This is a genomic window from Stenotrophomonas sp. CFBP 13724, assembly GCF_014841975.1.
GTDB classification, from domain to species: Bacteria; Pseudomonadota; Gammaproteobacteria; order Xanthomonadales; family Xanthomonadaceae; genus Stenotrophomonas; species Stenotrophomonas lacuserhaii.
Map to the genome: position 1 here is coordinate 96,706 of NZ_JACYUW010000001.1, position 24,017 is coordinate 120,722.

Below are 24,017 nucleotides of genomic sequence, written 5' to 3' on the forward strand. Positions count from 1 at the left end.
CGGCGAGCGCAGCGGCGCGCCGGGACTCCGTCGAGCATGGCTAGTGCTGCCCAGCCACATTCGTTTCCCTGCGATGAAGATTTCACACTTCAAGTGCGCAGTGCGTCACATTTCCGAACACTGTTGATCCGGATCAATGGTTTTGACGCAAACGGCCTGCACAATGGCGCCCGTCAGGCAGGGCGCGTTCATCTTCTACGCCGACCACCTGGCGAACCGCAGCACGACCTCACGTTTTGCCGCCTGCTCTGGGGAGATGCAGGGGCAGTATTGGATGGTCCGTCAGGCCGGTTGCGCCCGTCGGGGGATGGGGGCGCAACCGGCTTGTTCGTTGCCGGTCTTCACGCTGGTTTTACAAAGCAGCAGCGGATTAACCAATCCTTTGCTATTCATGGTCTTAGGGGTTTTATTTCATCCATGACCTGCTAACCTGCGGCGATGATCCGACGTACTCTGGCCTGCATGCTCACCCTCGGCCTGGTCGCCTGCGCGACCCAGCCGTCGAGTCCTCCACCGCCTTCGCAGGCAACCGTGGCGCCGCACAAGCCGGCATCCGGGCAGAACAAGGGACCGGCTGAAGCCGCGCCCGAATCGGCTGCGTCCAGCGCACCGCCGGTAGACCTCACGCCGGTTCCCTTTGAAACCGCGCGCGCCAACTTCATCCGCGACACCGCCGCCGCGCACGGACTCGATCCCGCCTATATCGCCAGCGTGCTCGACCAGGCGCAGGTACGCCAGCCGATCATTACCGCCATGTCGCGCCCAGCGGAGCGGGTAAAGCCGTGGAACGAGTACCGCCCGATCTTCATCAGCCAGGCGCGCATCGACGGCGGAAAGAAGTTCCTCGCCGAACACCGCGACGAGCTGATGCGTGTGCAGCAGCGCACCGGCGTGCCGGCCGAAGTCATCGTGGCCATCATCGGCGTGGAAACCAGCTACGGCGGGAACACCGGCAACCACCGCGTGCTGGATGCGCTGTATACCCTGGCCTTCTATTACCCGCGCAGCGGCGACCCGGCCAAGCTGGAACGCGAAGTCCGGCGCGAACTGTTCTTCCGCGACGAACTGGCCAAGGCCTTCGTGCTGGCGCGAGACGAAAAGCTGGACATCACCACGCTCAAGGGCAGCTATGCCGGTGCGATGGGCATGGGCCAGTTCATGCCGTCCAGCTATCTGGATTTCGCCGTGGACGGCAACGGTGACGGTCGCCGCGACCTCTTCAACAGCTACGACGACGTGTTCTCGTCCATCGCCAATTACTTCGTCAAGAAGGGCGGCTGGGTGCGCGGCGGACAGGTTGCCGTGCCGGCCACGCTGGCCGCCGGGCGCGAAGAATTCAATCCGACCGAATGGACCCCGAGCTGGTCGCTGCAGGACCTGGCTGCACGCGGCTACACGCCCAACGCGGCCGTGCAGCCCGGCGCCACCGCCACCCCGATCACCCTGGAAGGCAGCACCGGCAAGCAGTACTGGCTGGGCTTCCAGAACTATTACGCCATCACCCGCTACAACATCTCCAAAATGTACGCGATGGCCGTGTTCCAGCTGTCGCAGGCCATCGCTGGACAGGAGCTGCCACCGGCATGAACATCAGATGGTGGGTCCCCGGAGCGTTGATCCTTGCGCTGGCCGCATGCAGCAGCGCGCCCAAGAAACCCGGTGGAACCGCCAGCACGGGCGGCAAGCCGGCCACCACGGTGGTGCAGGGCAAGGGCGGCAGCCGTCCCGCGCACTGCCCGGATGGATCGCCCTATGCGGCTGCGGCCGAAGACCTGTCCACGCGCGGCAACTACACCGCCGGCGGCCTGTACAAGCCGGGGGTGAAGGACACCACGCCGACCTACATCCCCAACGTGGCCTGCATCCCGGAGCCGGAAGTGCAGGAGCTGGCCCGCTCGGCCATCGGCAACCGGTCGCCGTACGAGGTGCTGGGCAAGAAGTACAAGGTGATGGACAGCACCCGGGGTTATGCCGAAAAGGGCACGGCCTCCTACTACGGTGCCAAGTTCCATGGGCGCCTGACCTCCAACCGCGAGGTCTATGACATGTACCAGTTCACCGCCGCGCACAAGACCCTGCCGCTGCCCAGTTTCGCCCGGGTGACCAACCTGGACAACGGCGAATCGGTGATCGTGCGGGTCAACGACCGCGGCCCGTTCCACGACGGCCGGGTGATCGATCTCAGCTACGCCGCTGCCGTGCGCCTGGGCATCACCCAGCGCGGCACCGGTAACGTGGAAGTGCGCGCGCTGCAGCCGGGTGAGGGCAACCTGCTGGCCGACGCCAAACCGACCCGTGCCGAACGCCGCGCCACCACGATGGTGGCGGCCACCGCGGCTGCGCCATCGGCCATCGATGCGCTGGTGAACCGCCTGCCGGCCGCAGCCCCGGCTGCAGCAACCCGGACGCCGGCACCGCGTGCGGTGGCCGCCGCCGCAAAGACCCCCACTGGCGCGGAGGCCTACCGCTACCGCGTCGCCGACAGCGCCAAGCCCGGTTCAGCCGACAACTTCGACCGCTGGATGCGCGACAACAACGTGCGCGTCGCCACCGGCAAACCCGCCGCCCCGGTAGTGACGGCCGCTGGCCGTCAATCCCTTGAAGCGGGCCGTCAAGCCGATAAACCCTCCGCAACCGCCCGCCCCGCCCCCACGGCAACCGCCGCCGCGCCTTCGCCGCCGCCCTCGCTGTCCGAAAAGGTCCTCGGCAACGTGCTTCTGCAGGTGGCCAGCTTCGCCAGCCGCGACAATGCCACCCGCGCGCAGGGCCAGTTGACCGCTGCCGGCATCGTCGGCGCGACCATCAGCGACATCGCCGCTGGCGGCCGCACGCTGTGGCGCCTGCGGGTGCCGGCCAACGACCACGCCAATGCGACGGAACTTGCCGGCCGCATTGCCGGTCTGGGTTTCGGCGCCCCGCAGATCGTCAAGGAATGACTCTCCCCGGCGTGGCCTGACGCCGCGCCGCGCCGCGCTTGCCGACCGCCTACAATGGCGGTCGTTTTCCCCTTCCGACCTTGGCCGCTCCAGGAGCCTGCCCGCCCATGAAATTCCGTTTTGCCGCCACTGCGCTGGCCGCCACCCTGCTGGTGGGCCTGGCCCATGCCCAGACCCCGCTGCCGACCCCGGCCGCTCCGGCTGCGACCACTGCACCGACCGCCGTGGCGACGCCGCCGGCCCCGGTCCCCAGCGTGTCCAAAGCCTGGATCCTGATGGACTACGCGTCCGGCCAGGTCCTCGCCGGTGAGAACGTCGACGCCCCGCTTGCCCCGGCCAGCATCACCAAGGTGATGACCAGCTACGTCGTTGCCGCCGAAGTGAAGAACGGCAAGGTCAAGCCGGACGACCAGGTGATGATGAGCGAACGCGCCTGGCGCGAAGGCGGCGCCGGTACCGACGGCAGCTACAGCGGCTTCCCGGTCAACCAGACCGCGCGTCTGGAAGACATGGAAAAGGGCATGGCGATCCAGTCCGGCAACGATGCTGCCATCGCGCTGGCCGAACACGTGGCCGGCAGCGAAGAAGCGTTTGCGTCGCTGATGAACAGCTACGCTGCCAAGATCGGCATGACCAACTCGCACTTCGTCAACGCCCACGGCCTGACCGCCGAAGGCCACCACAGCACCGCGCGCGACCTGGCACTGCTGGGCCGCGCGTTCGTGCGCGATTACCCTGAGACCTATGCCTACAACAAGGTGAAGGAATTCACCGTGGGCAACATCAAGCAGCCCAACCGCAACCTGTTGTTGTGGCGCGATGGCAGCGTGGACGGCATCAAGACCGGCCATACCTCGGCTGCAGGCTACTGCCTGATGAGCTCCGCGCAGCGCGGTGACCAGCGCCTGATCGCGGTGGTGCTGGGCGGCGCATCGGAGAAGCAGCGTGCCGACGACAGCCTGGCGCTGTTGAACTGGGGCTTCCGCTTCTTTGAAACCCATCGCCTGTACGAGCCCGGCAAGGTGGTCGCCGAGCACAAGGTGTGGAAGGGCACCGCCGACACCGTGCAGCTGGGCGTGGCGCAGCCGATGCTGGTCAGCCTGCCGCGTGGCCGTTACAACGACCTGAAACCGAGCATTGATGTGCCGAAATCACTGGTGGCGCCGTTCACCGCAGGCCAGCAGATCGGCACGCTGAAGGTGACGCTGGATGGCAAGGTGGTCGCACAGGCACCGCTGGTGGCGATCGCCGCGGTCGAAGAAGCCGGCTTCTTCAAGCGTCTGTGGCACAGCTTCTGGATGTGGTGGGAATCGGAATAACCGGCGGCGGTAGTGACGGCCGCTGGCCGTCATCCCCCTGTCTTCCCCAGAAAGCCCGCGATGCGAATCGCGGGCTTTTTATTGCGTCGTCGTGGTGCAGCGAGGACAGCGATGCTCCCTGATGGGCGACTGCAGCGGCACCGTGATTTTAGGACCTGACCGATGTCACCGGGGTCGATCGAAAACGATCATGGGTTCATTCCGACAACTGACGGAATCACCACACCTCTGGACTTGACCCGCGCGGCAGAATCGTCGCGCCCGCATCGGGAAGCTGACCAATGAACACTGTCTACACGTTGAGCCGGAACCTTTCAGCCGTCACGGGGCTGCGCGCCCCTGGAGTTGTCGCTGTGCACGGGAAGAAGCAGCGCAGGCGTCTGGCCACTGCCTTGGCAATGACCCTGGCTCTGCCGACAGGCGCGGTGATCGCCGCCGACCTGCCGGAAGCCGCGCGGTGTGCCGCCGGCGAGCATCTCACTGATGACGGCCTCCGTTGCGAAGCCGCTCTGAAGCCGATGTCCAGCGGTGTCGGCACCATGGCCAGTGCGACGCAGCTCGCCAATCTGATCAAACTCGGCAACGACGGCGGCGTGGCTCGTGTCGGTACCGAAGGCGGCGACGTGGCTGTCGGCTCCGGTGCGGTCGGCACCGGTGGCAGGGCCATCGCCGTGGGCCAGAATGCACACGCGACAGGGGCCTGGTCCATCGCCCTTGGCGGCTCACAGAACGTCGCCGCCGCGGCAACTGCCATCGGCGAAGGAGCCGTTGCGATCGGCGTGCAGACCGACGCCGACGGCGAGCAGTCCGTTGCGCTTGGACGGCGTTCGAGCACGGCGTCGGGCGCGACCGGTTCGGTGGCGCTTGGCTATTTATCCACTGCCACCGAGGCCGATACCGTATCGATCGGCAATGCCGACCTGCAGCGCCGTATCGTCAACATGGCGGCAGGCACCGCGCGCACCGATGCGGCCAATTTCGGCCAGCTGACCGACACGGCGACCAGCGTCTCCAATGCGCTGGGCGGCGGTTCCATGGTGGATGCCAATGGTGCCGTCACCGCGCCCGGCTACGTGCTTGACGAGGGAAACGCAACGGCGACCAACGTAGGTGATGCCCTGGCCAACATCGATACCCGGACCAGCAGCAACTCCACCGCGATCGGCGTCCTCAGCGAGCAGCTCGCCAGCGGCGGCGTCGGCCTGCTGCAGCAGGCGGCTGCCGGCGCAGACTTGACCGTGGGCGCCGGCACCGATGGTGGCGCTGTCGATTTCCGCGGAAACGGCGCGGCACGCCGCCTCACCGGCGTGGAAAACGGTGTGGCTGACGACGACGCAGTGACCATCGCACAGCTCAAAGCCACGGGCCTTATCGACCCCAATGATGGCCGTGCCCTGGGCGCGTTGGCGTATGACGGCCTGGATCTGGGCCGCGCCACGCTGGGTGGCATCAACGGAACGGTGCTGGCCAACGTGGGCAACGGCATGATCGGCAAGGGCAGCATGGAGGCCATCAACGGCGGCCAGCTGCATGACATGAAGGCGCTCCTGGAGGGCCGGATCGAGGGCCTGGACGGCCGCGTGGGCCGGATCGAGGAGGGCATCGCCGACGGCTCCATCGGCGGCCCCGGCCCCGGCAACGGCAACGGCAACGGCAACGGCAACGGCAACGGCAACGGCAACGGCAACGGCAATGGCAACGCTGAGGGCCTGGTGGGTGCGGGCGAGGGTGCAGGCTCGATCGTGATCGGCGACGGTACCCCGCAAGGCGCCGGTGCTGCCAGCGGTGAGGGGGCGGTCGCTATTGGGGGCGGCGCCTCGGCCCGGGGCAACGATTCGGTGGCCATCGGCAGCGGTTCCATCGCCGACGGTGAGCGTGAGGTATCCGTTGGTGCGCCGGGGGCCGAACGTCGCATCACCAACGTAGGCGCTGGTACCGCGCCGACCGATGCGGTCAACGTGCAGCAGATGGACAAGCGCTTCGAAGCCGAGCGGGACTGGTCCAATGGCCGCTTCCGGGCCGTGGACAAGCGCATTGACCGCATGGGTGCTATCAGCGCCGCCTATGCCGGTATGGCGATCAATACCGCTGGCCTGAGCGGCGACAACCGCCTGGGCGCCGGCGTGGGCTCACAGAACGGGCGCAGCGCCTTGGCGGTGGGTTACCAGCGCATCCTGGGTGAGCGGAAGAACGTCTCCGTTTCGCTGGGAGGTGCCTTCAGCGGCAGCGATCAAAGCATGTCGGCGGGCGCGGGCGTGAGCTGGTAACGCCGGGCCAGGCAAGCGGCGGCGACGGCCTCCGCATAAGCAGGAAACCCGCGGCCCGAAGCCGCGGGTTTTTTTCGGCCTACAGCGAACGGCTGATGGTGAAGCTGCCGAAGATCGGCGATTGCCGCTGGCCGTCGAACTCCTTGGTGCTGTGATAGCGCGCCAGGGCGAACTTCCAGCGTCCGCGCATCACCGCCACACCGTAGCCGCCCTGTGCCACCACATGCTTCTTGTCCACGCTGTGGCTGTTGCGGAAGGTGTTGCCGTCCAGGGTGATATCGCGGATCACCCAGGCCGCATCGGTGGTGGCGAACAGGTGCCACGACCAGCCACTGGGCCGGCCACCACGCGACGGCGCGGTGTTCTCGCCGGCGGGCCGCAACGGTGTGCTGCCGAAATCGTCCGGCAGTTTCCAGCCAAAGCGCACTTCGCCACCGGCATTGAGGTGAGTGGCCAGGTTGCCGACCGCGCCGCCGTAGTGGCTGATCGCATCCCACCCCCAGCCGGTGGCGTTGTCGGTGGCATCGCGCGGCCAACGGTTCATCCGCTCGTGGGTCAGCATCACCACCGGCTCGTTGTGCAACTGGTTGTCCCAGCCCTGGAATTTGTCGTCGCCGAGCAGGTCATGCACACCGTCCTGGACTTCCTTGCCCAGTGCCCACGGACCGACCACGCCCAGCGTCAGCTGGGTGGTCTGCAGGTAATTGCCGCGCCGCGCGTTGTAGCCGAAGCTGCCGACCAGAACGCCGGCGTAGGGACGGTCATCTTCGATGACGTCCTTGCGGGTGAAATCGCTCGGCGTGAAGATGCCCTGGGCAACGCTGAAGATCATGTTCTGCTGCTCGAACTCGCCCGGGTGCAGCGCTTCCAGGTGGCTGTTGACCCAACGCGCCAGGCGCGGCAGGCAGGGGTCGTCGGTGAAGTCCACCAGGTTCGGGGACACGAAGGTGATCTGCGCGCCGTTGGTATAGCCCTGGTCCTGGTCGGCACCACCGAACAGGTCGTTGTCCACGCGGAAATTGATCTGCGGGGGATGATCGGCCAGCGCACTCTGGCTGCATTGATCGGCGGCATGGGCAGGCAGGGCGAGGGCCATCAGGCTGGTCAGCCCGAGGGCTGCCGCGATACGCGTGGGGTGCATGGAAGTCCAGAGGGCTGTTTTGACGTTTTTCTCCTAAATACGGTAGCGCCGATGTGAATTCGGATCGACCGCCGTGGCCGGTCTGGTCCGTTCCGCACGTGGACTTCTACGCCCCGCGTCCGTACCGTCCCGCTGGCGGGCTAGAAAAAGTGATAAACGTCACGTTAATTGGCCTCCCGCGCATCCATTTGTACCGTTGTTCAGCCGCGGTTGCCGTTGGCACAGCGGTGTTTTATCCTCTGCGCCGGCGCCAGAGGGCGCTGTTCAAGGATTCCGGCCTGCCACCACCGGCCTCTCTCAAACCAATGGATTGCGCGCTTCCTGCAACGGGCAAGCGCGCTGGACAACAGACATGACCCAACAGAATTCGTTCGCCACCCTCGTGGTCACCGCCGTGCTGGGCGTTGGCCTGATGGCCGTCAGTGCACCTGCCTCGGCCGGCCTGCGCGACAGCTTCAGCTCCAGCCGTACCTCCGCGCAGGAGCAGAGCAAGCAGGGCCAGGCGCAGATCCCGGTCTGCACCAAGCCGCTGGGCTCGATTTCGGTGATCGAACCGGAAGACGTGGTGAACTGGTGGACCGGGCAGCAGCTGCCGGCGCCTTCCAAGCTGATCAAGGTGTTCGTCAACAAGTCCAAGTGCTTCACCCTGGTCGACCGTGGCGTCGGCATGGCCGCCGCCCAAGCCGAGCGCGCGCTGGCTTCGGAAGGTGAGCTGCGTGGCCGTTCGAACATCGGCAAGGGCCAGATCCGCGCGGCCGATTACGTGCTGGTGCCCGACCTGATCTCGCAGAACAGCAATGCCAGCGGCAATGCGATCGGTGGCCTGCTGGGCGGGCTGATCGGTGGCAAGGCGGGTGCGGTGGTGGGTGGGCTGAACTTCCGCAGCAAGACCGCGGACGTCACCCTGACCCTGACCGACGTGCGTTCGTCCGAGCAGGTCGCGATCGTGGAAGGCAACTCGAAGAAGACCGACCTGGGCTGGGGCGCCGGCGGCGGCCTGTTCGGCGGTGGCGGCATCGGTGCGATGGGCGTGGGCGGCTATGCCAACACCGAACTGGGCCAGGTGATCACGCTGGCCTATCTGCAGGCCTACACCAACATGGTGAACGAGCTGGGCGGCCTGCCAGCCGATGCCTCCGCTGCCAACAGCAGCCAGGCCGTGACCATGCTGAAGGCCGGTCGCCTGCTGGCCAATTCCAAGGGCACCGGCGCGGCCGTGCGTGACCTGGAACCCGGCATGCTGCTGTACCCCACCGGCCAGAAGGACGGCACGATGTGGGAAGTGGAAGATGAGATGGGCAACAAGGGCTGGGTCAATTCCACGTCCATGCAGTTGGCCAAGTAAGGCGCACGGCGGCCGTTGGCCGCCGTCGGCTGGTAGCGCCGAGCCATGCTCGGCGAGCGCAGCGGCAAGGGCAAAGGCGTGACGACCAGCGGTCGTCACCCACCAGACGGCCAGCGGCCGTCACTACCGATCGGACCCCCTTGGGTTTGATCTGCGCCGGCCCGATAATGGGCGGATGGAAATCAAGTCCGACAATCCCGAACACGGCTTCCAGTTCCCCGGGCAGTTCGAGCTCAGCGCCATGGGCGCGGCCAACTCCGGGCTGGAAGTGGAACTCCCCAGGCTGCTGATGGCCGCTGGCATTGAGGTGCTCAACGAGCAGATCAGCTGGAAGCACTCCTCCAACGGCAAGTACGTCTCGGTGCGCATTGCATTCACCGCCCGCGATCGCGCCCAGTACGACCTCGCCCACGAGGTGCTGCGCGAGCATCCGGAAGTAAAGTGGACGCTGTAGCACCGATGGTAGTGACGGCCGCTGGCCGTCAATCGCCCCAGGGCCGTCAATCCCAGCCCGCCGTAGTCCGCGACCTCGGTCGCCAGCCCTACGAACCGGTCTGGCGCGCGATGCAGCGCTTCACCGACCAGCGCGACGACGACACCGCCGACGAACTGTGGGTGGTCGAGCACGATCCGGTGTTCACCCTGGGCCAGGCCGGCAAGCCCGAACACGTGCTCGCCCCCGGGGACATCCCGGTGGTGAAAGTGGACCGCGGCGGCCAGGTGACCTATCACGGCCCCGGTCAGATCGTGGTCTACCCCTTGCTGCGCCTGCCGCGGCTGGGCATGGGCGTGCGTGATTACGTATGCCGGATCGAACAGGCCATCATCGATACCCTTGCCGAGTGGAATATCGGCGCCGAACGCCAGGACGGCGCCCCGGGCGTGTACGTGGGTGGAGCCAAGGTGGCCGCGCTCGGCATCCGGGTCCGCCGCGGCTGCACGTTCCATGGCCTGGCGTTCAACGTCGCGATGGACCTGGAACCCTTCCGCCGCATCAACCCCTGCGGTTACCAGGGGCTGCAGGTGACCACGATGGTAGACTTGGGCGGGCCCTCCGGCATGGCAGCCGTCAAGCCCGTCCTGCTGGACCACCTGGCGCGCCAGTTCGGCCTGCACCTGCAGCCGTCCTCAACGCAGCCGGACCTGTCTGCCTGACCGAACCCATACCACGCGGCCCCGTTGCCGCCGGGAACACCATGACCGAACAGACTGCCCGCACCATTCCCCTGCAGATGCTGCAGGGCGATTCCGCTCCCGCCGCCGCGCCGTTGCAGGCCGGCGTCAAACAGCTGGGTGGCGACAAGATCAACCGCTCGCCGGTGCAGTTCGCCGACGCGCCGGTGCTGCGCAAGCCGTCCTGGATCCGCGTGCGCATTCCCTCCGGCAATGCGGTGCAGAACCTGAAGGCCAAGCTGCGCGAGAACCGTCTGGTGACGGTCTGCGAAGAGGCCAGCTGCCCCAACATCCATGAGTGCTTCAGCCACGGCACCGCCACCTTCATGATCCTCGGCGAGGTCTGCACCCGGCGCTGCTCGTTCTGCGACGTGGCCCACGGCCGTCCGAAGCCGCCGGATGCCAATGAGCCGGCCACCCTCGGCCAGACCGTGGCCGACATGGGCCTGAAGTATGTCGTGGTGACCAGTGTGGACCGCGATGACCTGCGCGACGGCGGTGCGCAGCACTTCGTCGACTGCATCACCGCCATCCGTGCGAAGTCGCCCGGCACCCGCATCGAAGTGCTGACCCCGGACTTCCGTGGCAAGGGCCGCATGGAACGCGCGCTGGAGATCCTGGCGCAGAACCCGCCGGATGTGTTCAACCACAACATCGAAACCGTGCCTGACCTGTACCGCAACGTGCGTCCGGGCGCGGATTACCAGTGGTCGCTGACCCTGCTGAAGAACTTCAAGGCGCAGCACCCCGGCGTGCCGACCAAGAGCGGCATCATGCTGGGGCTGGGCGAGGAGTTCGAGCAGATCAAGGCCACCATGCGCGACCTGCGCGCGCACGACGTGGACATGATCACCATCGGCCAGTACCTGCAGCCGACCGCGCACCACCACCCGGTGCTGAAGTACTGGACGCCGGAAGATTACAAGGCGCTGGAAGACTACGGCTACGCGCTGGGCTTCAGCCACGTGGCGTCCGGCCCGATGGTGCGCTCGTCGTACCACGCCGACGTGCAGGCCAAGGGCGCCGGCGTCGCCTGACCGGGTAGTGACGGCCGCTGGCCGTCCGCTCCCCGCAATGGTGGGTGACGACCGTTGGTCGTCACGCCGTTGCCGCTGCGCTCGCCGAGCATGGCGATGCCGGCGCTCCTGACCGGCACCCTCCGGGCCGTCGCAAGCGACGTTGGTAGCGGCTCCTGCCGCTGCCTTCGGCGCTACCGAGGTCCCGATCCTCGTTCACATGCTGCTACAGGACCCCGTCTAGGCTGGAAACACGCGTTCCATGAACGCGGGTGACAAAGCGCGCAACTTTCGGCACTGTCGTGGTGTCTGTAATGCACGCAGTCTTCCTTTCGGCAAGGTGCCCTGAGCAATTCCATGAAATTCAAAGCCCCCGCATTCCTGATTGCCCTGGCACTCACCGCACCGCTGGCGCTGTCGGCGCAGGCAGACGGACCGGCGCTGCCGGCCGCCGCCACCGCAGACCAGGCGACCACCTCCAAGCTGGTTTATGGGCTGCTGTCCGACAGCCGCTACGCCTACCGGCCGCGCGCGCTGGATGAAGCCACTTCCAAGGACGTCTTCAAGCGTTACCTGGAGACCCTCGATGGCGGCAAGCAGTTCTTCACCCAGGCCGACGTGGCGAAGTTCGCCCCGTTCGAGGCCGGCATCGCCACGGCCATCCGCGGCGGCGAACTGGAGCCGGCCTTCCAGGTGTTTTCGGTCTACAAGCAGCGCGTCGGCCAGCGGGTGGGCTATGCGCGCAATCTGCTGAAGCGCGAGCCGGATTTCAGCACCGACGAGAAGTTCGAGTACGACCGCAAGGATGTGCCGTGGGCGGCCAGCGATGCCGAGCTGGATGAACTGTGGCGCAAGTCGGTGAAGAACGATTGGCTGCGCCTGAAGCTGGCCGGCAAGAAGCCGGACGAGATCCGCACCACGCTGGACAAGCGCTACGCCACGCTGGAAAAGTCGGTCAACGAGCTGAAGGGCGAGGACGTGTTCCAGTTCTTCCTCAACGCCTACACCAGTGCCGTTGACCCGCACACGGATTACTTCACCCCGCGCACCGCCGAAAACTTCAACCAGGCGATGTCGCTGTCGCTGGAAGGCATCGGCGCGCAGCTGCAGCGCCAGGACGACATGGTGGTGATCCGCGAGATCATCGCCGGTGGCCCGGCGGCGGTGAATGGCAAGCTCAAGCCCGGCGACCGCATCGTCGGCGTCGGCCAGGGCACCTCCGGTCCGATCGAAGATGTGATCGGCTGGCGCATCGATGACGTGGTCGCCAAGATCCGCGGCAGCAAGGACACCCAGGTGCGGCTGGAGTTCATCCCGGCCGAAGAGGGCGTGGACGGCAAGCACCATACGCTGGTGCTGACCCGCCAGAAAGTGCGCCTGGCCGAACAGGCGGCCAAGGGCGAGACCCTGACCATCCCGGGCAAGGACGGAGCGCCGGAGCGCAAGGTCGGGGTGATCAAGTTGCCGACGTTCTACCAGGATTTCGAAGGCCGTCGCCGCAACGCGACCGACTATGCGTCCGCTACCCGCGACGTGGCCAAGCTGCTGGCCGGTTTCAAGACCGACAAGCTGGACGGCGTGGTGTTGGACCTGCGCAACAACGGCGGCGGGTCGCTGGATGAAGCCATCGAGCTGACCGGTCTTTTCATTGAACAGGGGCCGGTGGTGCAGGTGCGCGAATCCGGTGGTCGCGTCACCGTCAACAGTGATCGCAGCGAAGCGGTGGCGTGGGACGGTCCGCTGGCGGTGCTGATCAACCGCGGTTCGGCGTCGGCCTCGGAGATCTTCGCCGGTGCCATCCAGGACTACGGTCGTGGCCTGGTGATCGGTGAGACCACCTTCGGCAAAGGCACCGTGCAGAACATCGTCGACCTGGACCGCTGGCCGAGCGGCGAAGCCCAGCGCTTCGGCCAGGTCAAGCTGACCATCGCGCAGTTCTTCCGCGTCAGCGGCAGCAGCACACAGCACAAGGGCGTGGTGCCCGACCTGGCCTTCCCGGCCAGCGTGGATGCCAGCGAGTTCGGCGAAAGTACCTACGACAACGCACTGCCGTGGACCCGCATCGCCGCCGTGCCGCATACCCAGTACGGTAACTTCGGCCCGTTGCTGCCCAAGCTGGAAAGCCGCCACGACACGCGCATTGCTGCTGACAAGGAGTTCCAGTGGTGGAACGAGGACGTGCAGCAGTTCCGCGAAGAGAAGGCCAAGAAGTACATCTCGCTCAACGAGGCCGAGCGCCGCACCGAACGTGAGCGCCAGGACAAGCAGCGCGCCGACCGCCAGGCGGTACGCAAGGAGCTGGGCCTGGACCTGGATCCGCTCGCCGATGACAGCAACGACGATGGCCTGACCGGCAACGAGCGCGACATCGTCAAGGATGCCGCCCGCGAGAAGGCCGCCGAAAAGCGTCCGGACCCGCTGCTGCGCGAATCGGCGGCGATCCTGGCCGATGCGGTGAACCTGCTGGAAGAGGACCGCCCGCTGTCCGCCCAGGTGCTGCCGCAGTCCACCGGCGCAGGCCGCTGGGCGGACTGAGCACCCGCTGAACCATCGCCAACCCATGGCGCGCCGCCAGCCGGCGCGCCATGGGCGTAAACCTGCCGCTTACGCAGCGCACGCTATGCTGCAGCGAGTCAATCGTTGCAGGAACGTCCATGCGGACTGCCGTCTTTCTTACTCCCGTAGTGCTGATGGCCGGCCTGTCCGGTTGTGGTGGCCGTGCGGCCGACAGTACCTTGCTGCGGGAATCGTTTGATTCCGGCGACATGTACTCGCGCACCGTGGACGGTTCGCCGGCCGAGGCCTGCGAGGCCGCCCGGCGCACCCTGCTCAGCCAGGGCTATGCGATCGCCCGTGCCGACGGGACCGGCGTGGAAGGCAGCAAGAATTTCCAGCCGCGCGATGACGACCACGAACAGCTGGTGCTGCGTATTTCCTGTGCGGCCCGCGGCGAGCAGGCGCTGGTGTTCATCAGCGCGGTTCAGGACCGTTATGCGTTGAAGAAGAGTCCGACCTCGGCCAGCGTCGGCGTAGGCGCGCTGGGCTCGGTGTCGCTGCCGTTCGGCAGCAACGACGACTCGCTGGTGAAGGTGGCCAGCAGCACGGTGCAGGACGGCGAGTTCTATGGTCGGTTCTTCCAGCGGCTGCAGCAGTACCTGCCGGTGGTGGCGGCCCCGGCTTCAGCCCCGGCGCCCGCAGCGGATCCGCCGCCGACTGACAGCACGGACGACGGACTGCGCTGAACATGCGCGCAGGCGCTGCGCTGCTGGGGGTGCTGCTGGTCGTTCCGGGGACGGCGCTGTCGGCCGCGCCGGAGTGCACGCAGGGGTTGCTGGAACGCCTGGGATGGCGATTCGAGTCGGCGGCGGTGACCACACCCGACGTGCACGGCGGCCCTGTCTGCACCCGCGAAGATCTACGTCAGGCGCACGCGCAGGGCGATCTGCGCGCCACGCTTCCGCGCCAATGGCAGCCTGCCGAACGCGCGGAATTCATGCAGCAGCTGCTGGACGATCCGGCCAGTGTTTGCGCCTATGCAATGCGGGTGGGCGACGCAGCGCGGCGGGCGGCCCGCGCGCTGGAAAACAATCCGGGCTATCGGTTTTCAGGCCTGCAGCTGGGATGGATTGGATTCGGCGCGCGCGGGGCGCGGGCACAGGGCTGGCAGCGTACGCGCAGCCTGGGGCGGGGTTTCCAGCCGGCGGCCAGCAACAGCCAGGCACTGGCGGCGTTCTACACCGGCAAGGTGCGCAGCGAATGCGGCGTCGGCCGCCAGGTCGCCCAACTGGCCACGCAGCGCGAGCTGCACGGGGACGCCTCGTTCGACACAGCGTTTGACAACGATGAGCTCGGCATCGGCACGTTCGTCGGCCTGCACGACACCAACAGCATCCTGCTCGGCGCGCATGCTGGCGACCTGTTCGCCGACGGCAAGGCGGTACGCACCTCGGCGATGGGCCGCCAGGCTTTCATGGGGGCGCCGGGTTACCTCACCCACGCGCTCGGACGCGAAACGCTGGACGACCTGAACAACCAGGCCGAGAATTTCATCGTCGTGGACGTGGGCGCCGAGGCGGCCGAGGCGCTGCGGCGGCACGGCGGATTCGGCTGGTACGACCAGCGTAACCGGGAACTCTGGGAACTGTCCCGGCAGCTGCCACGGCGTGGCGTTCGCTTCTTCGAACGCCTGCTGGCCGAGCGCGACCCTGCACTGCGCGCATCGCTCACCGAGGATGAAGCGGTGCTGGTGGAGCGCATGGACGCCGTGCTGGACGATCCGTTCTACCGGCAGTTCCTGATCTTCGTACACCCGCGCGGTATAAAGCCCATCGGCTTGCATGTCACACGCCTGCTGGACCGCAACCCGCGCACGCCGTTCACGGTGGAGCTGACGGTGCACAATCTGCCTACCACGCTGTACCGGCGCTGGCAGCAGGCGCAGTTGCGCCACTGCGCGGCAACCGGACTGCCGGGCAGCCTGACTTCTGATTCCGGACCCGACGGCGATGCCGGTCGCCGTCCCTCAACGTAAAGGTGAAACAGATGGATATCGCAATGATCGGCCTCGGCCGGATGGGCGCCAACATGGCCCAGCGACTGCAGCGTGGCGGCCACCGCGTGGTGGGCCATGACCCGATGGAAGCGGCACGCGCGCGGGCGGCGGAATCGGGACTGGAGGTGTTCGCAACGCTGGCCGAGGCCGTCGCCGCGCTGCCGGTGCCGCGCGTGGTGTGGCTGATGGTGCCGGCCGGCGATACCGTCGACCAGACGTTGGCGCAGCTGGTCCCGCATCTCGCTGAAGGCGACGTGGTGATCGACGGCGGCAACTCGAACTACCAGGATTCCATCCGCCGCGCGCGTTCGCTCGCCGACGATGACATTTTCTACCTGGACTGCGGGACCAGCGGCGGGGTGTGGGGACTGCAGGAAGGCTACAGCCTGATGATCGGGGGCGACGCCGCCACCGTCGAACAACTGGCCCCGGTATTCCAGGCTCTGGCTCCCGCTGCCGATCGCGGTTGGGCACGGGTGGGGCCGAGCGGTGCAGGGCACTACACCAAGATGATCCACAACGGCATCGAGTACGGAATGATGCAGGCCTATGCCGAAGGCTTCGCGTTGATGGAGCGGAAAGAAGAAATGGAACTCGACCTGGGCCAGGTCGCCGAGGTTTGGCGCCACGGCAGCGTGGTGCGTTCGTGGCTGCTGGACCTGAGCGCGCAGGCGCTGCAGCGCAATCCGGCGCTGGACGGTATTGCGCCCTTCGTGGAGGATTCCGGCGAGGGCCGCTGGACCGTGGCCGAGGCCATCGCGCTGGACGTGCCTGCGCCGGTGATCACGCTGGCACTGCTGGAGCGGCTGCGTTCGCGCCAGTCGAACAGTTTCAGCGACCGCCTGCTGGCGGCGATGCGCAATGAATTCGGCGGCCACGCGATCAAGAAGACCTGAGCGCTGTGGTAGCGCCGAGCCATGCTCGGCGGACGCGGGCCGAACCGCAAAAGCCTCCGAGCATGGCTCGGCGCTACACCAGACACGTCACAGCGCGACGGTGCGGCCTTCGCGCGCGCTGCGGCGGCCGGCATCCAGCAACTGCATCAGCTGCAGCGCCTGCTCCGGGGTGACCTCGGCCGGGCCTTCACCACGGATCGCCGCAGCGAAGGTGCTGTACAGCCGCCGATAGTCTCCCGGCACGTTGTCCACGGTGGTGTGCTGCAACGTGCCGGCCTCGTCGAAGGCCGAGTGGATGCCATGCAGCGGATCCAGCCCCCAGCCTGGCGCACCGGGTGCCTTGCCTGCGGCCAGCTGTGCCTCCTGCACATCCAGTCCCTGCTTGATCCAGCTGCCTTTGCTGCCGTGCACGCTGAAGCGCGGCGCTGCTGCGCTGACCAGCGAACCCGCATGCACGATGGCGCGCATGCGGGGGTAGTGCAGCACCGCATGCAGGTAATCGGTGCTGCCTTCGCCGCGTTGGCGATCCAGGTCTGCGGTGATCGCCTGCGGCCAACCGAACAGCTGCAGCATCTGGTCAAGCAGGTGCGGACCCAGGTCGTACCACAGGCCGCCACCGGGTTGCTCACGCTCGCGCCAGCGGTCGCGAACCTGCGGACGGAAACGGTCGAAGTGGGAATGGCATTCGGCAATATCACCCAGCACGTCGGTAGCCAGCAGGTGGCGCAGAGTGAGGAAGTCCGCATCGAAACGCCGGTTCTGGAAGACAGTGACCACCCGCGCGTTGTCTTCTGCGGCGCGCAGCACGGTTTCAGCCTGCGCGGTGTCCAGCGCGAAGGGCTTGTCCACCAGCACGTGCTTGCCTGCGCGCAGTGCGGCGATGGCCAATGGCGCGTGCTGTTCGTTGGGCGTTGCAACGATCACCGCATCCACCGCGGGGTCTTCGAATACCTCAGCGGGTGCGGCGCGCACGTGCACGTCGGTGAAGTGGCGGCGCAGTTCATCACGACGCGAACTGACCACGCTGTGCAGGTAAAGCCCCGGCGTGTGCTGGATCAGCGGCGCATGGAAAACCCTCCCGGCGAGGCCGTAGCCGATCAGTGCAACCTGCAGGTCGACAGGCATGGCGCGCTCCGCGTTGGTGGGGGTGACCAGCCTAACGGCTCGTCCACGCGGTGCAAAACCTGAACGGATGTAGCACCTCGCGCTCTGGTTCACCCCGGCATGACAGTACCGGCACGCGGGCTGGACGCCCGTTACGGGACACTCCATCCACCAACGAGGAGGACCGTACGATGAAGACGAATTCCAAGCTGCTTACTGCGACCATTGGCCTGGGCATGCTGCTGGCTGCACCGCTGGCGATGGCCAACGATCCGGCGAAGAAGGGCGGCACGATGGCCCAGGATCGGACCCACGCGGCGAACCACGACTCCAACGAGCCGGTGACCGATACGTGGATCACCACCAAGGTCAAAGGTGACCTGGCCGTGAGCAGCAATGTGCCGGCAACCGACATCAGCGTGACCACCGTCAATGGTGTGGTGACCCTGCAGGGCAACGTGGCCAACAAGGCCGAGCATGACAAGGCGGTCAACACGGCGAAGGGGATCAAGGGCGTTACCCGCGTTGATTCCAGCCAGCTGAAGGTCGCTGGTACCGCGTCGACCAAGTAAGTCGGTAGTCCGGTAGAGGTAGTGGCGGAGGCGCTCCAGGTGGGCGCCTTTGCCGTATCTGGCTCTGGCCTGGGCGGCGTCGAGCTGGTGCAATCGTCGGCTGCTGACCTTCATGGACTGACGTGATGATCCACGCGATGGACGTGGCTGCGCTGCTGCCCTCCCAAGCCACCGTAACGGCAGCGCCGCGCCCAGCCGGACTGCCTGCGGCCTGGCCTGTCCAGGTCCGCAACGCGCCGCTTCCCGCCTGAATGCGCGAGGCCCCCGCGTCGGCCCCGGCGACGGCCAGCTGGCGCAGGCTGCTGCTGGCGGTCGCCACACTGGTCAGCGTGGGTACGGTGATGTACTGGACGTTCGGCAGGCCGGTGTTCCTGGCCCCGTCACCGTCGGTCGATCCGGATCCACAGGCGGCCGTGGCGGCGCGAGCGGTCGACTGGAAGGCCGTGGACAGGATCCTGCGCCGGGCATTGGGCTGACGCCGCTATCCCATGGCCGGAGGCGTCCCCGCTGGACTATAGTGGCTTCACGCGCCCTTCGCGGCCTGGGTGGTCGCGCGGCGCGGGGGGCGGCGTTCTGAAGTTTGCTGGGGGATCGGCGATATGGGCAGCCAGGGTGAGACCATGCCAGTGAAAACTGAGGTGGGCGATCTGCGTATCCTGTTGGTCGAGGACATGCCCGACGATGCCGAGCGCGTCATCGCGCAGATCCTTGCTGCGGGCATGCGCGCCACTTTCCAACGGGTGGACGAAGAAAGCCAGTTGCTGGCTGCGCTGCAGTCCTTCCAGCCGGACGTGGTGCTGGCCGAGCTGAACATGGCCGCTTTTTCGGGCTTCCAGGCCTTGGACATCGTGCGCCTGGCGCAACCGGAACTGCCGTTCCTGTTCCTGTCCAGCACGCTTGGCGAAGACGCGGCGGTGGCCGCGCTGCAACGCGGCGCAAGCGATTACATCCTCAAGCACCAGCCCGCGCGGCTGCCTTCGGCGGTCGCCCGCGCCGTGCGCGATGCGCGTGCGACGGGCGAACGGCAGCGGGTGGAAGGGGAGCTGATGCGCGCGCAGCGGCTGGAAAGCCTGTCGCTGCTCGCGGCCGGACTCAGCCACGACCTGCGCAATATCCTGCAGCCTTTGCTGATCGTGCCGGAGTTGCTGAAAGCCCGGACGCAGGATCCGCAACTGCTGCACATGGCCGAGGTCATCGCCGAATGCGGCCGGCGCGGGCATGAGATGGCGGAGTCGATGCTGTCCTTCGTGCGCGGCTCGCGCAAGCCGAGCGAGCGGGTACCGGTACACCATCTGTTCGAGGCGGTGCAGTTGCTGTTGCGCGGCACCCTGCCCAGCGATGTCGAGCTGCAGGTGGAGGCGGCGGAGGGCGCGCCGGCGGTGGACGGAAATTACACCGAGCTGCAACAGGTGCTGCTCAACCTCGCACTCAATGCCCTCCAGGCGATGCCCGATGGCGGCAGGCTCACCCTGCGGGTGGGCCCGGACGGCACACGCGAGGGGCGGCAGTGGCTGGTCATTTCGGTGATCGACGAAGGCCTCGGCATGGATGCCGTTACGCTGGAACGGCTGTTCAGCCCCTTCTTCACCACCAAGCCGGACGGCACCGGCCTGGGCCTGGTGTCCTGCAAACGAATCGTGGAAAGCTGCGGCGGGCGCATCGTCGTGACCAGCGCCGTGGGCAAGGGGACGCGTTTCGATCTGCACCTGCCGGTCAGCGAGCAGGCCGAGCTGCCGGTGCCGCCCAGCGCACCACTGGCCGCGGGCACGGGGCAGTCCATCCTGGTCGTGGATGCCGAGGCAACCCGCCTGTCGCTGCTGGGCAACGCCTTGTCCAGCCAAGGGTATGTGCTGCAGCTGGCATCCGACGGCGCAGCGGCGTTGCGGGCGGTGGGGCCCGATGCCATGCCAGCGCTGGTCATCCTCGATGGCGGCGCCCAGTTGCTGACCGCCAGCGCACTGTTGTCGGAGCTCTCGGCACGCGGGTACCGCGGTGCGGCACTGCTGCTGCGCGATGAGGCCTGCGTGTCGCCGGTTGTCGCGCCACCGGGGATTACGCTGCACGCGCTGCGCAAGCCGCTGGAAATGCAGCAGGTGTTCCGTTCGGTAGCCGAGGCGCTGCGCTCGCACCGGTGGTGACGGGCGCTGGCCGTCATGCCCAGCTGTAGGTGGATGACGACCGCTGGTCGTCACGGCTTCGCGCTCGCCGAGCAGGGCGCGGCGCTACCCAGGCATCACGCCTGCTGTTCCCACGGGAAGCGCGGCAGCGCCGCCACTGCCTGCTCCAGCCGGTGCGCCCAGTTGCGGTGGATATCGGCATACAGCGGCGAATCGCCGCTCAGGCGCAGCTGTCCGCCGATCCGCAGTTCGTCGCGGCGCACCAGCGCCAGGTCCAGCGGCAGGCCCACCGACAGGTTCGAACGGATGGTGGAATCCAGCGACACCACTGCGGTGCGGGCCGCATCGTCCAGTCGCGTGCGCGGCCGGATGATGCGGTCCAGGATCGGCTTGCCGTACTTGGATTCACCGATCTGCAGGTACGGCGTCTCGGGCGAGGCGGAGATGGCATTGCCAAGGGGATAGATCATGTACAGCCCGGGTCGTTCACCAGCGATCTGCCCCCCGAGGATCAAGGTCGCCTGGGTGTTCACCCCGTCGTGGCCGTGTTCCACGTCGCGGCATTTGACCTGGCTGTCGACCAGCAGCGCGCCGACATATTCGGCCACCTCGAACAGGTGGCGCAGGCTGCGCAGGTTCGGCGTGCGCTGCTCTTCCACGTCTCGCTGCAGGCGTGAAACCAGCAGCTGGGTGGTGGCCAGGTTGCCGCTGGCCATCAGCACGAACACCGCCTCGCCGGGGTATTCGAAGACATGCAGCTTGCGATGGACGCGTACATCGTCCACCGACGCATTGGTGCGGGTGTCGGCCGCAAAGACCAGCCCCTCGTCCACGTCGATTCCGACGCAATAAGTCATTGGCATCGTCCCATCAAGTGCGGTCCAATGGTACGGGTGATGCCGTGATGAAGACATTACCTCCCCCCTGCCACCCGATGATCCGCATGACCACCGTGCTCCTCAGCCTGGGCAGCAATGTCCAGCCCCGCCGTCACCTGCATGCCGCCGTGGCCGCCCTGGCGGAACGTTTCGGCGCCATCACCGTGTCTCCGGCCTACCGCACCGCGGCGGTGGGCTTTGACGGCCCGGCGTTCCTCAACAATGCGGTGGCCATCGAAACCGATCTGGACCTGCACACGCTGGACGCGTGGGCGCATGCGCTGGAAGACCGGCACGGGCGTGATCGCAGCGGGCCGCGCTTTTCCGACCGGACGCTGGACATCGACGTGGTGTTCTACGGCGATCTGATCGTGGAAGGGCCCGGTCACCTGCGCATTCCCCGTCCGGAATTGAAGCATGCGTTCGTGATCAAGCCGCTGGCCGACATCGCACCGGACTTCGTCGATCCGGTCAGCGGGCTGACCCTGGAGGCGCTGTGGCGCGCCCATCGCCAGTTCGGCGACGCCTTCGAGGTGGTGGAACTGGGTCCCGACGAAGAGGGCTGATGCTGCGGCGTCCCCCCTCCCGGCAGCGCCGCGCCATGCCCGGCGAGCGCAGCAGACCAGGTAGCGCCGAGCCATGCTCGGCGAGCGCAGCGGCAAGGGCCTTGACGACCAACGGTCGTCACCCACCGCGGTCGTCACGACCGAAGCCGACGCCTCAGGACAGCGTGCGGCCGCCATCCAACCGCAGCGTATGGCCGGTGACGAAGCCGGCATCGGCGATCAGCCAGCGTACCGCCTCGGCGATCTCTTCCACCGTGCCGATGCGCGCCAGCGGGGTGCGCGCCAGCAGCGCCTCGCGGGCGAAATCATCCTTGCTGCTTTCCGGCCACAGGATGGCGCCGGGCGCCACCGCGTTCACCCGGACCTTGGGCGCCAGCTCCAGCGCCAGTGAGCGGGTGACCATTTCCAGCGCTGCCTTGGCCATGCAGTAGGCGGGATGGTCGCGCATGGGCTGGCTGCCGTGCAGGTCGGTGAGGTTGACGATGCTGCCGTGGCTGCGCCGCAGGTGGGGCGCGGCGGCCTGCCCCAGCAGCAGCGGCGCGCGGGCGTTCACCGCGTACAGGTCATCGATGGCTTCGGCGGTGATCTGCCCCAGCGGTGTGGCGAAGAAGTTGGAGGCATTGTTGACCAGTGCGTCCAGCCTGCCGAAATGGGCCGCTGCCTGTTCGATCAGGTCGGCCAAGGCATCAGCCTCGCGCAGGTCGGCCTGCAGTGCCAGCACGCTGCCCGGCCGCGCCAGCTCAAACGCGAAAGCGGCCTGCTGCAGCTCGTCGGTGGAGCGGTTGGCGTGCAGCACGATGTTGTAGCCGGCCTGGTGCAGATGACCGGCAATGGCCGCACCGATGCGGCGCGCGCTGCCGGTGATCAGGGCCACGGGGGCGGGAGGGGTCATCGGGTACTCCATGGCTCGGCTATCCTGTGCACCATTGTCACCGCATTTGAAGACGCCATGCAGTCCACCCTTCCGCTGCCCGATACCGATGCCCTGGCCCATAGCGAACAGCTGGCGGCCGCCCTGCGCGATGAAATCCGCGCGCAGGGCGGTGCGATCCCGTTCTCGCGCTTCATGGAGCTGTGCCTGTACACACCCGGTTGGGGGTATTACAGCGCCGGCGCCAGCAAGTTCGGCGCCAGCGGCGACTTCACCACTGCGCCTGAAATGGGCGGACTTTTCGCTGCCACGGTCGCAAATGCGTTGGCCCCGGTGTTCGTCCAGCTGGGACCGCAGGCCCGCCTGCTTGAACTCGGAGGGGGTACCGGTGCCTTCGCCGAAGCGCTGCTGCTGCGGCTGGCGGAACTGCAGGCGCTGCCGGCGCGCTATGCGATCCTCGAGCCCAGCGCGGACCTGCGCCAGCGCCAGCGCGAGCGGTTGCAGCAGAACCTGCCGGCGGAGATCGGCGGGCGCGTGGAATGGCTGGACCGGCCGTTCGACGACGACTGGGAAGGCGTGGTGTTCGCCAACGAGGTGATTGATGCACTGCCTACGCCGCGCTTCGTGATCAACGCCGGTGAGGTGTACGAGGAAACCGTGGCGCTGGACGCCAACGACCAGTTCGTGCGCGCCACGGCACCGGCGGACATGCTGCTCAACGGCGCGGTACGGCACCTGGAGCGTTACCTGGACAAGCCGTTCGCCGATGGCTACCGGTCCGAACTGCTGCCGCAGCTTCCCTATTGGTTGCAGGCGGTGGCCGGCGGACTGAAGCGCGGCGCGATGCTGTTCGTGGACTACGGTTACAGCCGCGGCGAGTACTACCTGCCGGAGCGCGATGACGGTACCGTGCGTGCGTTCTACCGCCACCACGTGCACAACGAGGTGTACCTGTGGCCGGGCCTGCAGGACATCACCGCCTCGGTGGATTTCACCGCCATGGCCGAAGCGGGCCTGCATGCCGGCTTCGACCTGGCCGGTTACTGCAGCCAGGCCAGTTTCCTGCTCGGTAACGGGCTGGACCAGGTGCTCGCACTGGCCGATGAGCGCACCGACGACGTGGGCCGTGTACAGCTGCGTGAGGAGGTGAAAAAGCTCACCCTGCCCAGCGGCATGGGCGAGCGCTTCCAGGTGATCGGCCTGCAGCGCGATGTGGATTTCGAACCGTCTTTCGAACTCGGTGACCTGAGCTGGCGGCTGTGAG

21 protein-coding genes are annotated in these 24,017 nt (G+C 67.1%); 17 read left to right on the forward strand and 4 right to left on the reverse strand.

Features of this window, described 5'->3' with window-relative positions:
- Nucleotides 1-438: 438 nt before the first annotated feature.
- The 4 genes from mltB to IFT63_RS00455 all read left to right on the forward strand — a co-directional run bounded on the left by mltB (nt 439) and on the right by IFT63_RS00455 (nt 6,522).
- Nucleotides 439-1,587, forward strand: a complete 1,149-nt coding sequence (mltB, locus tag IFT63_RS00440; protein ID WP_192082894.1) for a lytic murein transglycosylase B — start codon at nt 439-441, stop codon at nt 1,585-1,587.
- The gene (locus IFT63_RS00445) at nt 1,584-2,936 is read left to right on the forward strand and encodes a septal ring lytic transglycosylase RlpA family protein (protein ID WP_042615457.1); all 1,353 of its coding nucleotides are present in this window, start codon (nt 1,584-1,586) and stop codon (nt 2,934-2,936) included. Before mltB ends, IFT63_RS00445 begins: the two co-directional genes overlap by 4 nt.
- A gap of 107 nt (nt 2,937-3,043) precedes the next feature.
- Complete coding sequence (locus tag IFT63_RS00450; protein WP_042615458.1) at nt 3,044-4,255, forward strand: D-alanyl-D-alanine carboxypeptidase family protein; 1,212 nt, start codon at nt 3,044-3,046, stop codon at nt 4,253-4,255.
- Between the two features lie 398 nt (nt 4,256-4,653).
- Nucleotides 4,654-6,522, forward strand: a complete 1,869-nt coding sequence (locus IFT63_RS00455) for a YadA-like family protein (protein ID WP_192082895.1) — start codon at nt 4,654-4,656, stop codon at nt 6,520-6,522.
- A 79-nt stretch (nt 6,523-6,601) separates the two neighbouring features.
- Here the strand turns inward: IFT63_RS00455 and IFT63_RS00460 are convergent, their stop codons facing one another.
- A complete protein-coding gene (locus IFT63_RS00460) occupies nt 6,602-7,663 on the reverse strand; it encodes a lipid A deacylase LpxR family protein (RefSeq protein ID WP_042615459.1) in 1,062 nt (353 codons plus the stop codon).
- A 352-nt stretch (nt 7,664-8,015) separates the two neighbouring features.
- On the opposite strand from IFT63_RS00460, the gene IFT63_RS00465 reads away from it, so the two are divergent.
- The 8 genes from IFT63_RS00465 (at nt 8,016) to gnd (ending at nt 16,645) form a co-directional block, all read left to right on the forward strand.
- Nucleotides 8,016-9,008, forward strand: coding sequence for a CsgG/HfaB family protein (locus IFT63_RS00465; protein WP_042615460.1), 993 nt, complete (start codon nt 8,016-8,018; stop codon nt 9,006-9,008).
- Between the two features lie 175 nt (nt 9,009-9,183).
- Nucleotides 9,184-9,462 carry a DUF493 family protein gene (locus tag IFT63_RS00470; protein ID WP_042615461.1) on the forward strand — a complete coding sequence of 93 codons (279 nt, stop codon included), beginning with the start codon at nt 9,184-9,186 and terminating at the stop codon, nt 9,460-9,462.
- A complete protein-coding gene (gene lipB, locus IFT63_RS00475; RefSeq protein ID WP_192082896.1) occupies nt 9,450-10,163 on the forward strand; it encodes a lipoyl(octanoyl) transferase LipB in 714 nt (237 codons plus the stop codon). Before IFT63_RS00470 ends, lipB begins: the two co-directional genes overlap by 13 nt.
- 41 nt (nt 10,164-10,204) lie before the next feature.
- Complete coding sequence (gene lipA, locus IFT63_RS00480; RefSeq protein WP_042615463.1) at nt 10,205-11,218, forward strand: lipoyl synthase; 1,014 nt, start codon at nt 10,205-10,207, stop codon at nt 11,216-11,218.
- A gap of 336 nt (nt 11,219-11,554) precedes the next feature.
- Nucleotides 11,555-13,732, forward strand: a complete 2,178-nt coding sequence (locus IFT63_RS00485; RefSeq protein ID WP_042614165.1) for a carboxy terminal-processing peptidase — start codon at nt 11,555-11,557, stop codon at nt 13,730-13,732.
- Between the two features lie 119 nt (nt 13,733-13,851).
- Entirely contained in the window at nt 13,852-14,439 is a 588-nt protein-coding gene (locus IFT63_RS00490; protein WP_192082897.1) for a DUF2242 domain-containing protein, read from the forward strand.
- Nucleotides 14,440-14,441: 2 nt separating this feature from the next.
- Complete coding sequence (locus IFT63_RS00495; protein ID WP_192082898.1) at nt 14,442-15,728, forward strand: hypothetical protein; 1,287 nt, start codon at nt 14,442-14,444, stop codon at nt 15,726-15,728.
- Nucleotides 15,729-15,739: 11 nt separating this feature from the next.
- Nucleotides 15,740-16,645 (forward strand): phosphogluconate dehydrogenase (NAD(+)-dependent, decarboxylating), encoded by a 906-nt coding sequence (gnd, locus tag IFT63_RS00500; RefSeq protein WP_042614170.1) that lies wholly within the window; start codon nt 15,740-15,742, stop codon nt 16,643-16,645.
- Between the two features lie 87 nt (nt 16,646-16,732).
- Here gnd and IFT63_RS00505 read toward each other — a convergent pair whose 3' ends face one another.
- On the reverse strand, nt 16,733-17,770 hold the full coding sequence (locus tag IFT63_RS00505) for an oxidoreductase (protein ID WP_192082899.1): 1,038 nt from the start codon (nt 17,768-17,770) through the stop codon (nt 16,733-16,735).
- Nucleotides 17,771-17,940: 170 nt separating this feature from the next.
- Between IFT63_RS00505 and IFT63_RS00510 the strand changes: the two genes are divergently transcribed.
- From IFT63_RS00510 to IFT63_RS00520, 3 genes are all read left to right on the forward strand, one after another.
- Nucleotides 17,941-18,321 (forward strand): BON domain-containing protein, encoded by a 381-nt coding sequence (locus IFT63_RS00510; RefSeq protein WP_042614161.1) that lies wholly within the window; start codon nt 17,941-17,943, stop codon nt 18,319-18,321.
- A gap of 251 nt (nt 18,322-18,572) precedes the next feature.
- Nucleotides 18,573-18,797, forward strand: coding sequence for a hypothetical protein (locus tag IFT63_RS00515; RefSeq protein ID WP_192082900.1), 225 nt, complete (start codon nt 18,573-18,575; stop codon nt 18,795-18,797).
- A 144-nt stretch (nt 18,798-18,941) separates the two neighbouring features.
- Nucleotides 18,942-20,459, forward strand: coding sequence for an ATP-binding protein (locus IFT63_RS00520; protein WP_192082901.1), 1,518 nt, complete (start codon nt 18,942-18,944; stop codon nt 20,457-20,459).
- Nucleotides 20,460-20,554: 95 nt separating this feature from the next.
- On the opposite strand, the gene IFT63_RS00525 is transcribed toward IFT63_RS00520, so the two are convergent.
- Entirely contained in the window at nt 20,555-21,295 is a 741-nt protein-coding gene (locus tag IFT63_RS00525) for a 20S proteasome subunits A/B (protein WP_042614159.1), read from the reverse strand.
- Nucleotides 21,296-21,381: 86 nt separating this feature from the next.
- Between IFT63_RS00525 and folK the strand changes: the two genes are divergently transcribed.
- Complete coding sequence (gene folK, locus IFT63_RS00530) at nt 21,382-21,882, forward strand: 2-amino-4-hydroxy-6-hydroxymethyldihydropteridine diphosphokinase (RefSeq protein ID WP_042614168.1); 501 nt, start codon at nt 21,382-21,384, stop codon at nt 21,880-21,882.
- A gap of 154 nt (nt 21,883-22,036) precedes the next feature.
- Here folK and IFT63_RS00535 read toward each other — a convergent pair whose 3' ends face one another.
- Nucleotides 22,037-22,774, reverse strand: coding sequence for a pteridine reductase (locus IFT63_RS00535; RefSeq protein WP_192082902.1), 738 nt, complete (start codon nt 22,772-22,774; stop codon nt 22,037-22,039).
- 57 nt (nt 22,775-22,831) lie between these two features.
- On the opposite strand from IFT63_RS00535, the gene IFT63_RS00540 reads away from it, so the two are divergent.
- Complete coding sequence (locus IFT63_RS00540) at nt 22,832-24,016, forward strand: SAM-dependent methyltransferase (RefSeq protein ID WP_192082903.1); 1,185 nt, start codon at nt 22,832-22,834, stop codon at nt 24,014-24,016.
- Nucleotide 24,017 lies beyond the last annotated feature (1 nt).